At 40.1% G+C, this 14,017-nt stretch carries 12 protein-coding genes; 7 read left to right on the top strand and 5 right to left on the bottom strand.

The genetic code is table 11. The features are described from left to right. Nucleotides 1–30: 30 nt before the first annotated feature. The 4 genes from LK453_RS10580 to LK453_RS10595 all read right to left on the bottom strand — a co-directional run bounded on the left by LK453_RS10580 (nt 31) and on the right by LK453_RS10595 (nt 6,266). Nucleotides 31–1,344: a hypothetical protein gene (locus LK453_RS10580; RefSeq protein ID WP_201537931.1), complete on the bottom strand. Its 1,314-nt coding sequence runs from the start codon at nt 1,342–1,344 to the stop codon at nt 31–33. Between the two features lie 5 nt (nt 1,345–1,349). Continuing rightward, complete coding sequence (locus tag LK453_RS10585) at nt 1,350–2,756, bottom strand: glycosyltransferase (RefSeq protein ID WP_201537933.1); 1,407 nt, start codon at nt 2,754–2,756, stop codon at nt 1,350–1,352. Nucleotides 2,757–2,893: 137 nt separating this feature from the next. Next, complete coding sequence (locus LK453_RS10590) at nt 2,894–4,783, bottom strand: glycosyltransferase family 2 protein (protein ID WP_201537935.1); 1,890 nt, start codon at nt 4,781–4,783, stop codon at nt 2,894–2,896. Nucleotides 4,784–5,549: 766 nt separating this feature from the next. Beyond that, the gene (locus tag LK453_RS10595; RefSeq protein ID WP_201537937.1) at nt 5,550–6,266 is read right to left on the bottom strand and encodes a 3'-5' exonuclease; all 717 of its coding nucleotides are present in this window, start codon (nt 6,264–6,266) and stop codon (nt 5,550–5,552) included. A gap of 318 nt (nt 6,267–6,584) precedes the next feature. Here LK453_RS10595 and LK453_RS10600 point away from each other — a divergent pair, with 318 nt between their 5' ends. The 7 genes from LK453_RS10600 to exaC all read left to right on the top strand — a co-directional run bounded on the left by LK453_RS10600 (nt 6,585) and on the right by exaC (nt 12,807). Further along, entirely contained in the window at nt 6,585–7,283 is a 699-nt protein-coding gene (locus tag LK453_RS10600; protein WP_201537939.1) for a VIT1/CCC1 transporter family protein, read from the top strand. A gap of 79 nt (nt 7,284–7,362) precedes the next feature. Continuing rightward, nucleotides 7,363–8,082: a cupin domain-containing protein gene (locus LK453_RS10605; RefSeq protein WP_201537941.1), complete on the top strand. Its 720-nt coding sequence runs from the start codon at nt 7,363–7,365 to the stop codon at nt 8,080–8,082. A gap of 2 nt (nt 8,083–8,084) precedes the next feature. Then, nucleotides 8,085–8,498, top strand: a complete 414-nt coding sequence (gene arfB, locus LK453_RS10610) for an alternative ribosome rescue aminoacyl-tRNA hydrolase ArfB (protein ID WP_201537943.1) — start codon at nt 8,085–8,087, stop codon at nt 8,496–8,498. A gap of 146 nt (nt 8,499–8,644) precedes the next feature. Further along, nucleotides 8,645–8,968 carry a hypothetical protein gene (locus tag LK453_RS10615; RefSeq protein ID WP_201537945.1) on the top strand — a complete coding sequence of 108 codons (324 nt, stop codon included), beginning with the start codon at nt 8,645–8,647 and terminating at the stop codon, nt 8,966–8,968. Between the two features lie 183 nt (nt 8,969–9,151). Continuing rightward, nucleotides 9,152–9,778 carry a hypothetical protein gene (locus tag LK453_RS10620; protein ID WP_201541945.1) on the top strand — a complete coding sequence of 209 codons (627 nt, stop codon included), beginning with the start codon at nt 9,152–9,154 and terminating at the stop codon, nt 9,776–9,778. Between the two features lie 259 nt (nt 9,779–10,037). Next, nucleotides 10,038–10,964 (top strand): bestrophin family protein, encoded by a 927-nt coding sequence (locus tag LK453_RS10625; RefSeq protein WP_201537949.1) that lies wholly within the window; start codon nt 10,038–10,040, stop codon nt 10,962–10,964. Nucleotides 10,965–11,280: 316 nt separating this feature from the next. Continuing rightward, the gene (gene exaC / locus LK453_RS10630; RefSeq protein ID WP_201537951.1) at nt 11,281–12,807 is read left to right on the top strand and encodes an acetaldehyde dehydrogenase ExaC; all 1,527 of its coding nucleotides are present in this window, start codon (nt 11,281–11,283) and stop codon (nt 12,805–12,807) included. A gap of 269 nt (nt 12,808–13,076) precedes the next feature. Here exaC and LK453_RS10635 read toward each other — a convergent pair whose 3' ends face one another. Further along, a complete protein-coding gene (locus LK453_RS10635) occupies nt 13,077–13,889 on the bottom strand; it encodes a COG4705 family protein (protein ID WP_265088903.1) in 813 nt (270 codons plus the stop codon). Between the last annotated feature and the right edge of the window lie 128 nt (nt 13,890–14,017).

Here is a 14,017-nt window from a genome sequence, read left to right on the forward strand (position 1 = left end):
GAAATGTCGTAAGTTAAGCCATGAATAAGTTTAATCTGGCTGTAAATTAATGCGTGGCAGCAACCAATCTTGAAACCATGAATTAATAGACGTATAAATTTTTGTGCTTTGCATAAATTCTTCGGCTATTGAAGGTTTTAGATTTATATTAGAAGTTATAGTATTAGCAGCAAAACTATTATCATTAGCAGATTCAGAAACCTCTGTTTCAGATATTGCCGTCTCAGTTATTGATGTTGCAGATATTGGTATTTCTGATTCTAGTATAGGTGCAGGAGCAGAGGCAGAGTTATCTGAAGCTTGTCCCTTAAATAATGAGTTATCTGAAAATAATTCATTACCATGTCTGGAGACTAATTGTTGAAAATAGTCCCAATCTACTGCACGTCCTTCTTTAATTAAGGCCTGAGCTGTAAAATGTTGTTCATCATGGGGTCTAAAATCTGGCAATACCACTAGGGGAGTATCAGTGCTATAAACTTGGGCAATAGCATTTAAGCCACAAGCCATTAATAAACAATCACTATGTTCTATAAAAGGTGTCACATCGTTAACTTCAGCAGCGATATCTACATAATCACGTATATCATGATGTATTGGACCTAATGAAATAATGAGAGCATGAGGCAATAGTTCTCGCAATTTGGGCAGTTTATTATCAATATCTTCATGCCCACCGTAGCCCTTGATCACCGTTATAATGGGACGATCATCCACCTCTATAGGTAGATTATTATTATTTGCAAAAGACACCAACGAGGCAATAAACTCTGGATAAGAGACATTAGCAAATTGACCAACGTTTATAAAATTAAGATATAACGTTTTAGAAGGTAACCATTGCGGGGTAACACCAGCATCTAAAGCTTCTGGGTAGGGTGCAATCATAGCTAATGCCCCAGCAAAAGCATTCAAATGAGGGGTATCATCACGCACACCGGGTAATCTTACATACAAATAAGGAATACTCGCGGCTCGGCACAGCATTGCAACCTCAACACTGACATCAATAATCATAAGCTCTATATTGAGTTTATGGATACTGTCTAAAATCTTATGACTGCGCTTTTGTATATTGCTATTGCCCACTGGGGAATAATGCAAACTATTAGGGTGCCAGTATTCTCCGGCCCTACCTTTTAAGGTATCGCTTTCAAGTTCATCTTCTGCAGCCAACCTAATCACTTGCAACTCAGGTATAGAGTTAAACGCATAGGTCTCTGCACTTAAACTGGTAAATACGGTGAGATGACTTCTCTGATCAGTAGGAAGTAAAGCCGCCAACTTATCAGCTTGGCGGCAGTGTCCTGAACCATGATGGTGAGCATAGTACCCAATATTCATTGATGTTATTCCTGACCAAAATTTGAAATAGCGAGGTCAACAGGCTGCAGCAATGGCTGCTGAGCGTCGGCATCAATATTAATAAAGCTATCAGTCTGACGTCTAAGGCTATGCGTACCTTTAATATTGTCAGCACAATCCACTAGATGTTGCCAATCAGGCTGCTGGCGTGCTGATTGGCTGGCTCGTGTGGTGTTTGATAAGGCTGAGTCAATTTGATCTAGCGTTTGGTAGTATAAATCTAAATAGCCCTCTACCATCGCTTGCACAGAGCAAAACTGTAAGGCGCGCTCATGACAAGCTTGACGCGAAATATTTTTAATCTCGTTAAAGCCTTGTACGAAAGCGTCTGCATCTTCTTTGGCGACGATAATACCTGTCTCCGGCGTGATAATTTCAGAGCTTGCTCCTGCATCGAATCCTAGTACTGGTGTGCCACATGCCAAGCTTTCAGCAAGGGTTAATCCATAGGGCTCATCCCAGGTGCTCGTAAATAGCATAGCGGTGGCTTGGCGTAGATATTGATTAATCTCAGAGTTAGTAAGATGACCCACATAGTTAAACAGCTTGTCTTTACCAAGACTTGCATCTTGTTGCAATAAGGGTTCAACATGCTCGTTAAAATATCCTTCATTACTCTTTGGTCCGGCAATAATCAGTTTCTTATTGGCCTGTTTGCAATACTGCATTGCCAAATGGGTGCCTTTTTCTGGGCAAATACGACCACACCAAAAATACACCTCTTCCTCAATGGGCTCTAGATTGGGAGTAAAAGAGGTTATATCGATACCATTGTAGACCACGTGGGAGGGCACAAATTCTGAAAAAAGCTGCTGCTGATATTCGCTCACCGCTGTAAATTGGGTACTGGTACCCTGACTGAGCGTTAGAAGTGCCAGATGCAGTGTGGGGAAAATAGGAGTATGAAAGGTGGTAAAAAAACGGGGCCCAAAAGCTTGACCAGTCATCATAGGTATATGGTGTAAGCTGTGGTTATGGACAATATCAATGTCACCATGTTCATCACGCTCAATGATGTCGCGCATTGCCATTTGATAAGCTAAGTAACTGTGTAGCTCTTCACGGCTCATTGATAAATTTTCAGGTCCTGTTTCTCCAATGAGCTGATCAAATTCATCTTCAGTAAGTAACGGGATTAACGTCACTTTTGTTTTACTGTCTTTGTGTGCATATAACAGCACTTCATGACCAAGATCTACTAAGCCATCGCATATTAAATGTGTCATCTTCTCTAACCCGCCAGCATAAGGCTCGGCAATAGGGTATAGCGAGTGGGCAATAACCGCTATTCGTAGCGGGGCAGGCGAGTGGGGGTTAGTAGCAATATAAGGATCATTTTGAAATGACTCAGCAGGTTGCTGAGCGGATCTTGTAACAGGAGAAGATAACATAGGGGTCTCAAGACGAAAAGTCGTAAAAATATAAGTTTATAAAGTTATTAATGATTCAAAGATCATTGTTTAAAAATAATTGTTTAAAGCTAAAATTCAGCATACCCATGACTAAGTACACGGATAACAACAGGCGCTTAAAGTTGCTTCTTATCAAAATAAGTCACATCAGATTTACTAATAAATTGTTGATTATTAGAAGCTTCTAGATTAGACAGCTTAGATTTCTCAATAACCTTACCTAGCTTGTCTAGTTTGGCAGTTGCCTCTAACTTAGAACGATCTAACGTCGTTTTCATGGCTAATCTAGTGGGTGTCGGACCGACAAACTGGCCTGCGACTGTATTAATATATTGCTCTGAGCGCATTGTGGCTATTTTCACCGGCTTTTGAGTCTTGGCGGCAGAGAAGTTGTCAATAGCGACCATTATTGAAGCAACCTTTAGCAACAGGAAGCTAACCGCACAGACAAACAGTGCAGGCGAATAAAAGTCAGTCAGCGGTGAGACCATCACAGTGGTGAATAGGTTTAATAGCAACAACAGCTTGGGCGCAACCATCAGACTCTCTAACCATGGGGCAGTATCATCGGTCATCAAGTTGTGCTTTGGCGTACAGTTAAAGGGTTTATTCTGCCCCCACAACACGGGCGTCCAAGATAGGGCTCCCAGCTCCCAGAAGTTAAGGTGCATAAGCCAAGTACGAAGTTTGCCTTTAAGGGTAAATTGATGTTGATGATTGACCTGCTTATTGAGAGGTGCCTTATCATTTAAATAAGCCATCAAACGTCGAATCACAAAAAACGCATAACCGCTATAAACCATCATCAAAGGCAACTGTACAGCCGCTTTAGAAATAGGATAAATAGTAGACGCCACAATCATGAGTAAAGCAAAAAAGTGCAACACAATAAACGGACCGGTAAAGTTAACCCAAGCTGTGAGCTGAGAAAAATGGGCCCGCAAATATTCCAGTTTTTCACCCATACTCTGGTTGTGTTTAGAAGCAGCGCTGTCTTTAGATGTTGTGGTTGAAGCTGAGTGTGTTGATGTTTGAGTGACATCAACTTTAGAGGCGGGTACAGAATTAAAATAGCCGCTAAGCACCTGCATATTTCCGTATATCCAGCGTTGACGCTGTGACATCAAGTCTTTCAATGTATGAGGCAATAGCCCTGTAGAGATAACTTCAGGTATAAATTGACTAAATAACCCACTACGGTGCATTTTAACCCCCATCTGCGCATCTTCAGTAATTGACGCTGAAGACCAACCACCAAGTGCTAACAAGTCACGACGATTAATAACAGCGAAAGTACCCGTAGATAAGGCTTTTGAGCAATTAAAAGAGCGCAATAAGTGATGATTAAAATAATGGTTTAACTCACTTTGCACTTCAGTTTGAGCACTACTGCGATAAAACTGGGGGAACTGTAGCAAGGTATGCTTAGGATAGGTAGCGATAGCATTGGCAATAGCCGCTCTTGCATGAGGAAGCGCTTGGTAGTCACTGTCTACGACCACGATGTGAGTACAGTTATCATCCATCAGCTGAAGCGCTAAATTGAGCGCACCTGCTTTATAACCCTTCACCGAATCGACATGATAAAAGTGAACGTTTAACTTAGGATGTAGTTTATTGCAGTAGTTTGACAGAGGCTGATATAAGTGGGTTTCTTGATTGTTATTATCAATAATAAGAATTTCATCTTCAGGTTTTTTTACGGCCAATAATGATTTAATAGTCTCTATCACAAGCTCTGGTGGCTCTGCTCGAGTCATAATTTGAAAACTCAAAGCTACCTGTTTCTGAGTATTTAGTTTGTCAGAGCTTAATTTATCCAATTTATAGGCATTTGATTTATGGATATCTGAGATATAAGTATTTAAGGCAGGTTTATCCAAGCTAGAATTGCCTAAAGTTAATATCTGCTCATTTGCGAGTAGCGGTTTAAAGTCTTTTACTATAGTATTTATGCTTTTTTTATCGTTTTTTATAGTATGAAAATTTAGCGGTCTGTCACTCATGGATTATCCTTGGTTTTATCTGACAACTAATAATGATTAGTTAAAAATTAGAATAATTAAGTGCAAAGGCTTTCAGCAAAGGACTGTAAGTAAAATTTTGGTTCATTTTTTACTTAGAGTTTGAGTCTTAGACTTTTATAATAGTATTTTTAAGTAACCCTAAATCAATTTTTATTATTCAATATTAATTTGTATAATTAATAGTAATATATCACCGACTTATTAAAGTAAATACTGTCTTAATAAAACTTAACATAAGACCTTTATAGCCTCTATTAAAAATTACTAGAAGTTAACGCAATCATTAAATGTGTATAAAGTTTATTAATGAAAGATGAGAATAAATATTAATAACTGTTTGCTTTCAAAATTATTTTCTCTTTGAAAAATCACCACAAAATTCTACTTTTATTATTCCTCAGTATTGGTCATCGTTTATAACAAGCATTGCAATAGTCATGCCTAGATATTTACAAGGCAGTAGCTACTAAAAAAAGCCTGTTAACTTATAATAGAAAATTATAGATATTTCATATTGCCAATCGATTACTCTAAATAATTTTAGAAATGTATTTATTGAGCACTTAATTTAGATGAATAAAACCTAAACAAAAAAAAGCGAAAGTCCTTGTTTGGACTTTCGCTTTTTGATAGATACCCAAAGATCGATGGCCTAAGGTTTGCTATAAGAAGTAGGTTTTCTATAAGAAGTTTTGTTCGCTGGAAGCGTTTACTGCCTAATACTAAAACGCCTCGTTATTACGAACTAGCCTGCTTGAAGTGCTTGCTGGCAAGCTTGAGCCAGATAAGGATCGACACTGTCTTGATTTAACAGCCACTTAAGATAACCCGCACCATCTGGATTAGCCGCTATATCAGCAATGGCTTGACCTTTATATTTGCCAAAGCTTAAGTGAGTAGGGATACGGGCCAATTCACTGAATTGATATAAGCTTTCTACATCGGTAATGGAGTGACCTTGGCTATTGGCCAAATCAATCAAGCTGCTAAGCACTAATTGAGTAAAGAAAATATCATATACGGCTGCATGAGCTTGTTTGGCATCACGGCGTGCCACATCACGATGAAAATGGTACAACAATGCTACTAAAGTGTGGCTTTCTAAAGTGGGTAACAAGAAATTAGACATGGCTTTAGTGCAAATAAGCTTGGGCGTGTGCGTGACCCCCGCATTTTTTAATACCTGCATATCATAGTCAATATTATGACCGACCAAATACTGAACACTGCTAGGCAATCTAAAATCGGTATGCGGAGGCTCATTGGCCACGTCTTCATCACAGATGTGCGAGGTTGCCATAGAGCCTAAGCTGATGGGCTTCAATGGATTGAAACGTTTGTCTCTAGGTGCTTGTAATACCTGTACTTGTCCATTAATAATATCAATAATGGAGTAGGCCGCCTCAGTCATGTGCGGGTCTACCAGTCCAGTAGTTTCAGTATCTAATATGTAGGTCGTCATAATTAAAGCCTTAGAAGCGGCAGCTTATAATAAGTATGCTATCTAGTGCTGAGAATATTTTCGCTCATACACTATCTTAAATTATTGGTATGGTTAAAATAGGCTTATATAGTAGCAAATATTTGTCATTTACGGCTTAAAACAAAGCCAATATTAAGGCCCAATTTGCAGTTAGAAACGTGATGGATAAGACGTTTTATTAATCAATAGAAAAACTCCCTAGTATCTATAAGGTTTTATAAAGATAATAATTTTACAGCTATTATAATAGGATAACCATTAAAGTATTACAGCCATAAAATATTGAAGAGAACAATTATGCCCAATTCAATACACCCAGAAGCACATTTAAGCGATAGAAATAACTGGTTGAGAGCGGCCGTCTTAGGCGCTAACGATGGTTTGATTTCAACGGCGAGTTTATTGGTCGGTATCGCTGCTGCCAATCAAAGCCATGAAGCGCTACTATTAACAGGATTTGCCGCGTTAACAGCAGGCGCATTATCGATGGCAGCAGGTGAATATATCTCTGTGTCATCACAAGCAGATACTGAAAAAGCCGATTTGAGAAAAGAGAAATATGAGCTGCATCATAATCCAGAACGTGAGTTGTTAGAATTGACCCGCATCTATGAGAAACGTGGGCTCGAGCCTGAACTTGCGCATCAAGTGGCAAAAGCACTCACCGAACACAATGCCTTAGAGGCGCATGCCAGAGATGAAATTGGTATTACCGAAATCAGTCAAGCCAATCCGCTACAGGCGGCCATAGCTTCTGCATTGGCGTTTATAGCGGGCGGTGTGCTGCCAGTGATAGGTATATTTTTGTTTCCAGCGCATACGTTGGTCTACTCTTTAGCAGCGTTAACAGTATTTGGTTTAGCGATATTGGGTGTGGTCTCAGCGCGTTTAGGCGGTGCACCAGTTGTCCCTGCGACAGCTAGGGTAGTTACTTGGGGGGTTTTGGCGATGGTTGCCACGACTATTATTGGTAATTTGTTTGGTGTTTCGGTGTAACAGCACCATAAAAGCTTATCTATCGAATTTGTTTACAGACTTAACTTACGCTCATATTGAATACCAAAGGCCTAGATATATGTTAATTAATGCAGATTTTTCTCAACCTGTCAGCTTAAAACCTGAACAACACCAATGGGTAGCATCGCCTCAAGGTGGCGTGAAGCGAATGATGTTAGACCGAATAGGGGCTGAAAAGGCGCGCGCAACTAGTCTGGTACGTTATGCTCCTCAGTCCTATTTTCCGCATCATGAGCATCCTGGTGGCGAAGAGATATTAGTACTAGAAGGGATATTTTCAGCAGATGACACTCATTATCCAACTGGTTGGTATTTGCGGAATCCTCCAAACTCAGGTCATAGACCTTATAGCGATGAGGGTGCCTTAATTTTTGTTAAGCTACGTCAGATGCCGGAATCCGAAACCCGCTATGTGGCGATTAATACCAATGACGCTAGCCACTGGCAAACGTCAAACGGTCGTGAGGTTTGTCAGCTATTTTCAGATGATTACGAGCAGGTGAGCTTGCAGCGTATAAAAGCTGGCGAGCCAGTATTTGGTGATAATTTGGCTATAGACAGTGTTGCCGATAGCAACAATATGTCTGGGGGAGCGGAAATATTAGTTGTTGAAGGTATGCTTGTAGATGCAGAAACTCTATATCGACCCCAAAGCTGGATAAGATTGCCCGCAGGCAGTGAGTTAAGCAATCATCGCAACTTAATAGCTGGAGAGAATGGTGCCACTATTTATCTAAAAACCGGTCATTTATTGAATGTTATCGGTACTGTGGAATAACTATGATAACTATTAACGACAAAATATCCCTAAACGAAAGCGATATAGAAATTACGGCGATTCGTGCTCAAGGTGCTGGCGGGCAAAACGTTAATAAAGTATCGTCGGCCATTCATCTGCGTTTTGATATTAACGCTTCAAGCTTGAGTGATGAACAAAAACAACAGTTATTAAATAGCAAAGACAATCGCATTAGCAAAGACGGTGTGCTCATTATTAAGGCGCAACAATATCGTACTCAAGAGCGTAATAAAATAGATGCTATGGAACGCCTTAAGCAGTTCATTGTGTCAGCAACGCACATCAATCCTACTAGGCGACCTACCAAACCTAGTAGAAATGCAAAGCGCAAACGGGTGGATCAAAAAGTACAACGGGGTAGAACAAAGGTGCTTCGCGGTAAGATTGATTATTAGGTTTTGCTAATTCAATAAATACTGAAAAATATTAAGTAAATGAATGTAAGTGCTAAAGACACAGAATGCGGATTGATGTATTCTTTATTTGATTGAGTCTTAAGTTACTGTTTTTCAAGCTATTTAATCTTATTTAAGGATTTATTATGAAAACAAAGCTACCTTTAGTACTGCTTGCATTATTAACAACAGGTGTTATGACAGCTTGTTCAGATAGACCCTATTCCATCTCTCATTCCACTGTTTCTGATAAAGATTATGATGAATGTAAGACGGAAGCATATCAAGCTGTTAAAAAGCCTATCTCTCTATATGACTCCCAACCTTCTCATGAAGATATATCGCTAAATCATAATTCACTAGAAGATAACTATGAAAGGAAAAATGATCCTAATGTTATCTATAATAATGAAATAGATAGTTATCTAAAGACTTGTATTAACTCTAAAGGTCGGAAGTATGCGAATTAATAAGGTCTTAATTTTGGAATGAATGAATTGTATAAATAAAATAATAATACTCAGTTTATTTAAACTCTAATAGCAGAAATCCTCCACCTTTACAGATGGCGGGTAGTTCATAACTTACCGCTATATAAAAACACCTTTAGTGGTTCTAAAATTATTTGAGGCCTACGATAAATAGAGTCGTACATGAGTAATAATAAAATAAGATACCGAAAAGTCAGAGGTATTAATCGCCGCAAACGTTTAATCAACGAGTGGGGTGAGTATTATAAAACCTTGGATTTAAACAGGTTACAACAGACGAATCATGATTACGCCAAGCTTTGGGTACGACCTTGGTCGGATTCGCTGTTAATCAATAGCATCCCTGCAGAGCCAACCGGCGAGCTTGAAACCTTGCTTATTGCCAATCTGTTAAAAATATATCAGTCGTGGGAAAACACTTTGCAGCAGTTAGATGGGCCTTACTATCTGGCCATTTGGTTATTTGAGCAAAGCATAAGCCGTTCTCAAGTACTATGCACTATTAAAGAACCGATGGACTTCTCTAACGTATTTGAGCCAGTAGAGAGACAGCCGGACGATGGTATCAAAAGCTCTAACCATTATAATGAGCAGACCGCACAATTTTTAGATGGCTATCAGTGGACGTTGTATCGTCACATTCAGTTTTACAATCTGGCTGATCCGGATGACTTAGCCTATATACAAGAACTGGATAGCAGTCGCTTGTTAAGAAAGCAAACCCTTGGTGATGCTGATTATCAAGCAGTAGAAACCGATAAAGTGTGGCTTTTAGTCTCAGATATATAGAGATAAGACTTTGGCAGGTTGGTAATAAGTATTAACCTGCCTTAGAGTTGATTAAAGAGTCTGCTTAAAGCCTTTACTATCCTCACAAGAACTGTTTGGAAGAAGCAACTAATCGTGACGACAATAGTCGAGCTATGACTAAGTTTGATGTTAAAATAGTCCGCCCATTTCTCCAGATAATAGGTGAACTGTATCATCGACCTTATTTAGTTAGTAATTGATACTGCGCATACTAAGATTACATCAATAGGAAGCAGTCATGATTGTGTTGCAAAAACCCAATGCATTTAAGATACTCTTTACGTTGCGCGGCTCCATTATTCCCCATATCTATCGTCAAGTGCTGTTTATAATCTTGATGAGTACGATCATTTCAGCGGTCCAGCATTGGATACCTAGCTCCTTTTCCTCTTACAGCGCTGCGCCTTTGACCTTATTAGGCATAGCCTTGTCATTATTTCTAGGGTTTCGTAATAATGCCAGTTATCAACGCTGGTGGGAAGCCAGAATCTTATGGGGACAACTGGTTTATGAGTCTCGTAGCTTCACCCGGCAGGTGATGTCTTTTGTAGACGATAAAACAGAGGGCGGACTAGAAGCGCAGCGAACTATGGTCAATCTGGCCATTGCTTTTACCCATGCATTGCGGTATAGACTTCGTAACACCTCCCCTTGGCAAGATGTCGATAAATTTATTGCACCAGAGCATCATGTCAGTGCGCGTCAAGCCGGCAATTTACCAGAATATATATTGCGATTATTGGGTCAGCAGTTAAAGCAATGTCGACAAAAGAACCTAACCTCTGATCTTATGATCCAAAATATGGACGAGCGATTGACCTCGTTGACCGTTGTATTGTCAGCGTGTGAGCGTATTCATAATACGCCTCTGCCACTGGCTTATACTTTGTTGGTGCACCGTACAACTTACCTATATTGTTTTATGCTGCCATTTGGTTTGGCCACATCATTGGGTTGGGTGACCCCATTGGTCTGCGGAGTGATTGCTTATACTTTTTTCGGTTTAGATGCGCTTAATGAAGAGATAGCCGACCCTTTTGGAGAGGCGGCCAACCATTTACCGCTAACTACGTTGTCTCGTATGATCGAGAGAAATCTGTTGGAAGCATTGGGGGAGGCAGATCTACCTACTGAAATACTGCCTGATGAGGGGTATTTGCCTTAGCTCATCTACCTTGTCATTTACCATTTGCTTGTTAATTTTGTAGCAAAGTTAATAGTTTGATAACTCACAGGGTGTTAGAGCAGTAGAATATCAAGGCATTAAACAGTGGTCCCTAATAGAAATAAAGGTATAACTAGCGTTAACACATTAGTCAAAAATAGAAATTAGAAATGAAGAAATAAAATAAATAAAACCTCTTCCAAATTTCAGTGAACATATGTTACATTATCCGAAGTAACTGAGAGGAATCGGTTACTATCAGCGGGCTAGGAAGCCTTACGCTGTCATATATAACTTAAACAACAAGGAACGTAACATGTTATATGATTTTCCAAATACAGAAAAAAGCCCAGTTCAATTTCAGAAAAAATATGATAATTTCATAAATGGTGAGTGGGTAGCTCCAGTTGAAGGCAAGTATTTTGATAATGTCAGCCCAGTGGATGGCAAAATTATTTGCCAAGTGGCCAGATCTACTGAACAAGATATCGAAAAAGCTTTAGATGCTGCCCATGCCGCCAAAGATGCTTGGGGCAAAACCAGTGTTGCCGAACGTGCCAGTATCTTGAATAAAATGGCAGATGCCATGGAGAAAAATCTAGAAAAGATTGCGGTAGCGGAATGCTATGACAATGGTAAGCCGGTGCGAGAAACTTTGGCTGCTGATATCCCTCTATCCATCGATCATCTACGTTATTTTGCCAGTGCCATCCGTGCCCAAGAGGGTAGACTCAGTCAAATTGATGATGACACCGTGGCCTATCATTTCCATGAGCCACTAGGGGTTGTCGGTCAAATCATTCCTTGGAACTTCCCAATTTTGATGGCGTTTTGGAAGATTGCACCGGCATTGGCTGCTGGGAACTGTATTGTGCTCAAGCCTGCAGAACAAACGCCCGCCTCATTGCTATATTTGATAGACATTTGCGGCTTCGCTGATCTACTACCAAAGGGGGTGCTAAATATAGTCAATGGCTTTGGTTTAGAGGCGGGTAAACCATTGGCTTCAAACCCTCGTATTAATAAAATTGCCTTTACTGGTGAGACCAGCACCGGTCGCCTAATCATGGAATATGCCAGTGAAAATATCATCCCTGTGACCCTTGAGTTGGGCGGTAAGAGTCCAAACATCTTCTTTGCCGATATAATGGATGAAGACGATGATTTCTTGGATAAAGCGGTAGAAGGTCTGGTGCTATTCGCGTTAAACCAAGGAGAGGTTTGTACTTGTCCGTCTCGCGCCTTAGTGCATGAAAGCATCTATGATAAATTTATGAAACGATGCATCGAAAGAGTCAATGCGATCAAGCTTGGTAATCCTTTAGATACGGAGACCATGGTCGGTGCTCAAGCGAGTACAGAGCAGCTAGAAAAAATTAAGTCTTACTTAGAGATTGGTAAGCAAGAAGGGGCCAAAGTATTGGCTGGCGGTGAGCAAGATATCCGCAGTGGTGAGCTTGAAGGCGGTTATTATATTAAGCCTACCGTATTTGAAGGTACCAATGATATGCGTATCTTCCAAGAAGAAATCTTCGGTCCGGTGCTGTCTGTGACTAAGTTCAAAGATGATGAAGAGGCCATGCACATTGCTAACGATACCTTGTACGGCTTAGGTGCCGGGATTTGGACTCGCAATGTACACAAAGCTTACCGATTTGGTCGTGGTATCCAAGCAGGTCGAGTATGGACCAACTGCTATCATGTCTACCCAGCACACTCTGCTTTCGGTGGCTATAAACAGTCCGGCATCGGTCGTGAGAACCACTTAATGATGTTGGATCATTATCAGCAAACCAAAAATATGTTGGTGTCTTATAGTACCAAGGCTATGGGTTTCTTCTAGAAGAGGGATGCAGCTTACCCTGTTTTAGTAGAGCTTAAGCGTTGAATGTCGCTTAGCTTGATTAAATCACAGATGTTGTCTAAAACCGTTTTAATCACTGTCTTTCGGCAGGGGCTAAAACGGTTTTTTATATTAAATCTATCAATTAGCTTATCAAGTAAAACAAGCGCCAACCCTGTAAGTAACTAATAAGTTTTGTTAATCAGTATTGAATACTAAGTGCTAAGTGATAAATAATAAGTAGCCTCAGTGAGTTTGCCAAAGATAGATTATTTTACAGTAAAGGGTTTATTTTTTTTGTAGGTCTCATAGCTTACTAAGACCACAATCATCAATAAAAACACAACGCTTATACTGGTAACGCCTAAGCCCAAGCCGCCATTGCTTAACGGTTGTGATAACCAATCACCGAGTGCAGCGCCAAGAGGGCGGGTCAAAATATAAGCCAACCAAAAGAATAAGACACTGTGCGATTTAAACCCATAATACCCAGCAGCAATGATAGCGATGCCTGTTGCAAATATTAAGGTTGAGGTTAAATAGCCTAGGTTAAGTCCTTCGGCAAACCAGTCACCTGCCGCAGTACCTAAGGCGAACGTCGCTAAGATAGCAGTCCAATAGAATAACTCACGGGGGAAAGTGTCTATGTGATGAATAGACAAAGTCTTTTCACGTGCGTACCAAATGGCAAAAACCACCCCGAGTAACAAGCTAAAGCCTATGGTGGAGTACGATAATGGTATGCCAAGATTATCGGTCATGTTATCGGTAATCAAAGTACCTAGCACGCTGACGAATACAACCGTGAGCCAGTACTTCCAAGGAATGTATTGTTTCGCTTTTAACTGTATGACCAAAACGATAGCAAACAATACAGTCATGATTAAAGAGGTAAGTGGCAATCCCAGCTTAAAGTTAAATATCATGAAGTCTGCGGCCGTTTCACCGACCGTGGTTGACATCATTTTTATCAGCCAGAAAATCAGAGTGATTTCAGGCACTTTATTGAACATATTACGAGGCTTTGAAGGGCTATTTGATACGCTAGCTAAGGGTGATAATGTGGAGTCGTAGGTCGACATAAGGGGCTTCCTGTATTATAAAATCGTCATGAGAGGGTATGAAGCTTAGGCCAATACATAGCACCTTAAGTCTTACCGTAAAGCTGTCCCATCATAGTAACGATTTTATTATCAAGAAAATGTTAAGA

This window comes from Psychrobacter sanguinis, assembly GCF_020736705.1.
Lineage (GTDB): Bacteria > Pseudomonadota > Gammaproteobacteria > Pseudomonadales > Moraxellaceae > Psychrobacter > Psychrobacter sanguinis.

What these genes read in the sequence shown, in the direction of transcription:
- LK453_RS10635 (WP_265088903.1), bottom strand. Translation starts at nt 13,889, where the DNA reads ATGTCGACCTACGACTCCACATTATCACCCTTAGCTAGCGTATCAAAT.
- LK453_RS10580 (WP_201537931.1), bottom strand. Translation starts at nt 1,344, where the DNA reads ATGAATATTGGGTACTATGCTCACCATCATGGTTCAGGACACTGCCGC.
- LK453_RS10625 (WP_201537949.1), top strand. Translation starts at nt 10,038, where the DNA reads ATGATTGTGTTGCAAAAACCCAATGCATTTAAGATACTCTTTACGTTG.
- LK453_RS10620 (WP_201541945.1), top strand. Translation starts at nt 9,152, where the DNA reads ATGAGTAATAATAAAATAAGATACCGAAAAGTCAGAGGTATTAATCGC.
- LK453_RS10600 (WP_201537939.1), top strand. Translation starts at nt 6,585, where the DNA reads ATGCCCAATTCAATACACCCAGAAGCACATTTAAGCGATAGAAATAAC.
- LK453_RS10615 (WP_201537945.1), top strand. Translation starts at nt 8,645, where the DNA reads ATGAAAACAAAGCTACCTTTAGTACTGCTTGCATTATTAACAACAGGT.
- LK453_RS10595 (WP_201537937.1), bottom strand. Translation starts at nt 6,266, where the DNA reads ATGACGACCTACATATTAGATACTGAAACTACTGGACTGGTAGACCCG.
- LK453_RS10605 (WP_201537941.1), top strand. Translation starts at nt 7,363, where the DNA reads ATGTTAATTAATGCAGATTTTTCTCAACCTGTCAGCTTAAAACCTGAA.
- LK453_RS10590 (WP_201537935.1), bottom strand. Translation starts at nt 4,783, where the DNA reads ATGAGTGACAGACCGCTAAATTTTCATACTATAAAAAACGATAAAAAA.
- exaC (WP_201537951.1), top strand. Translation starts at nt 11,281, where the DNA reads ATGTTATATGATTTTCCAAATACAGAAAAAAGCCCAGTTCAATTTCAG.
- arfB (WP_201537943.1), top strand. Translation starts at nt 8,085, where the DNA reads ATGATAACTATTAACGACAAAATATCCCTAAACGAAAGCGATATAGAA.
- LK453_RS10585 (WP_201537933.1), bottom strand. Translation starts at nt 2,756, where the DNA reads ATGTTATCTTCTCCTGTTACAAGATCCGCTCAGCAACCTGCTGAGTCA.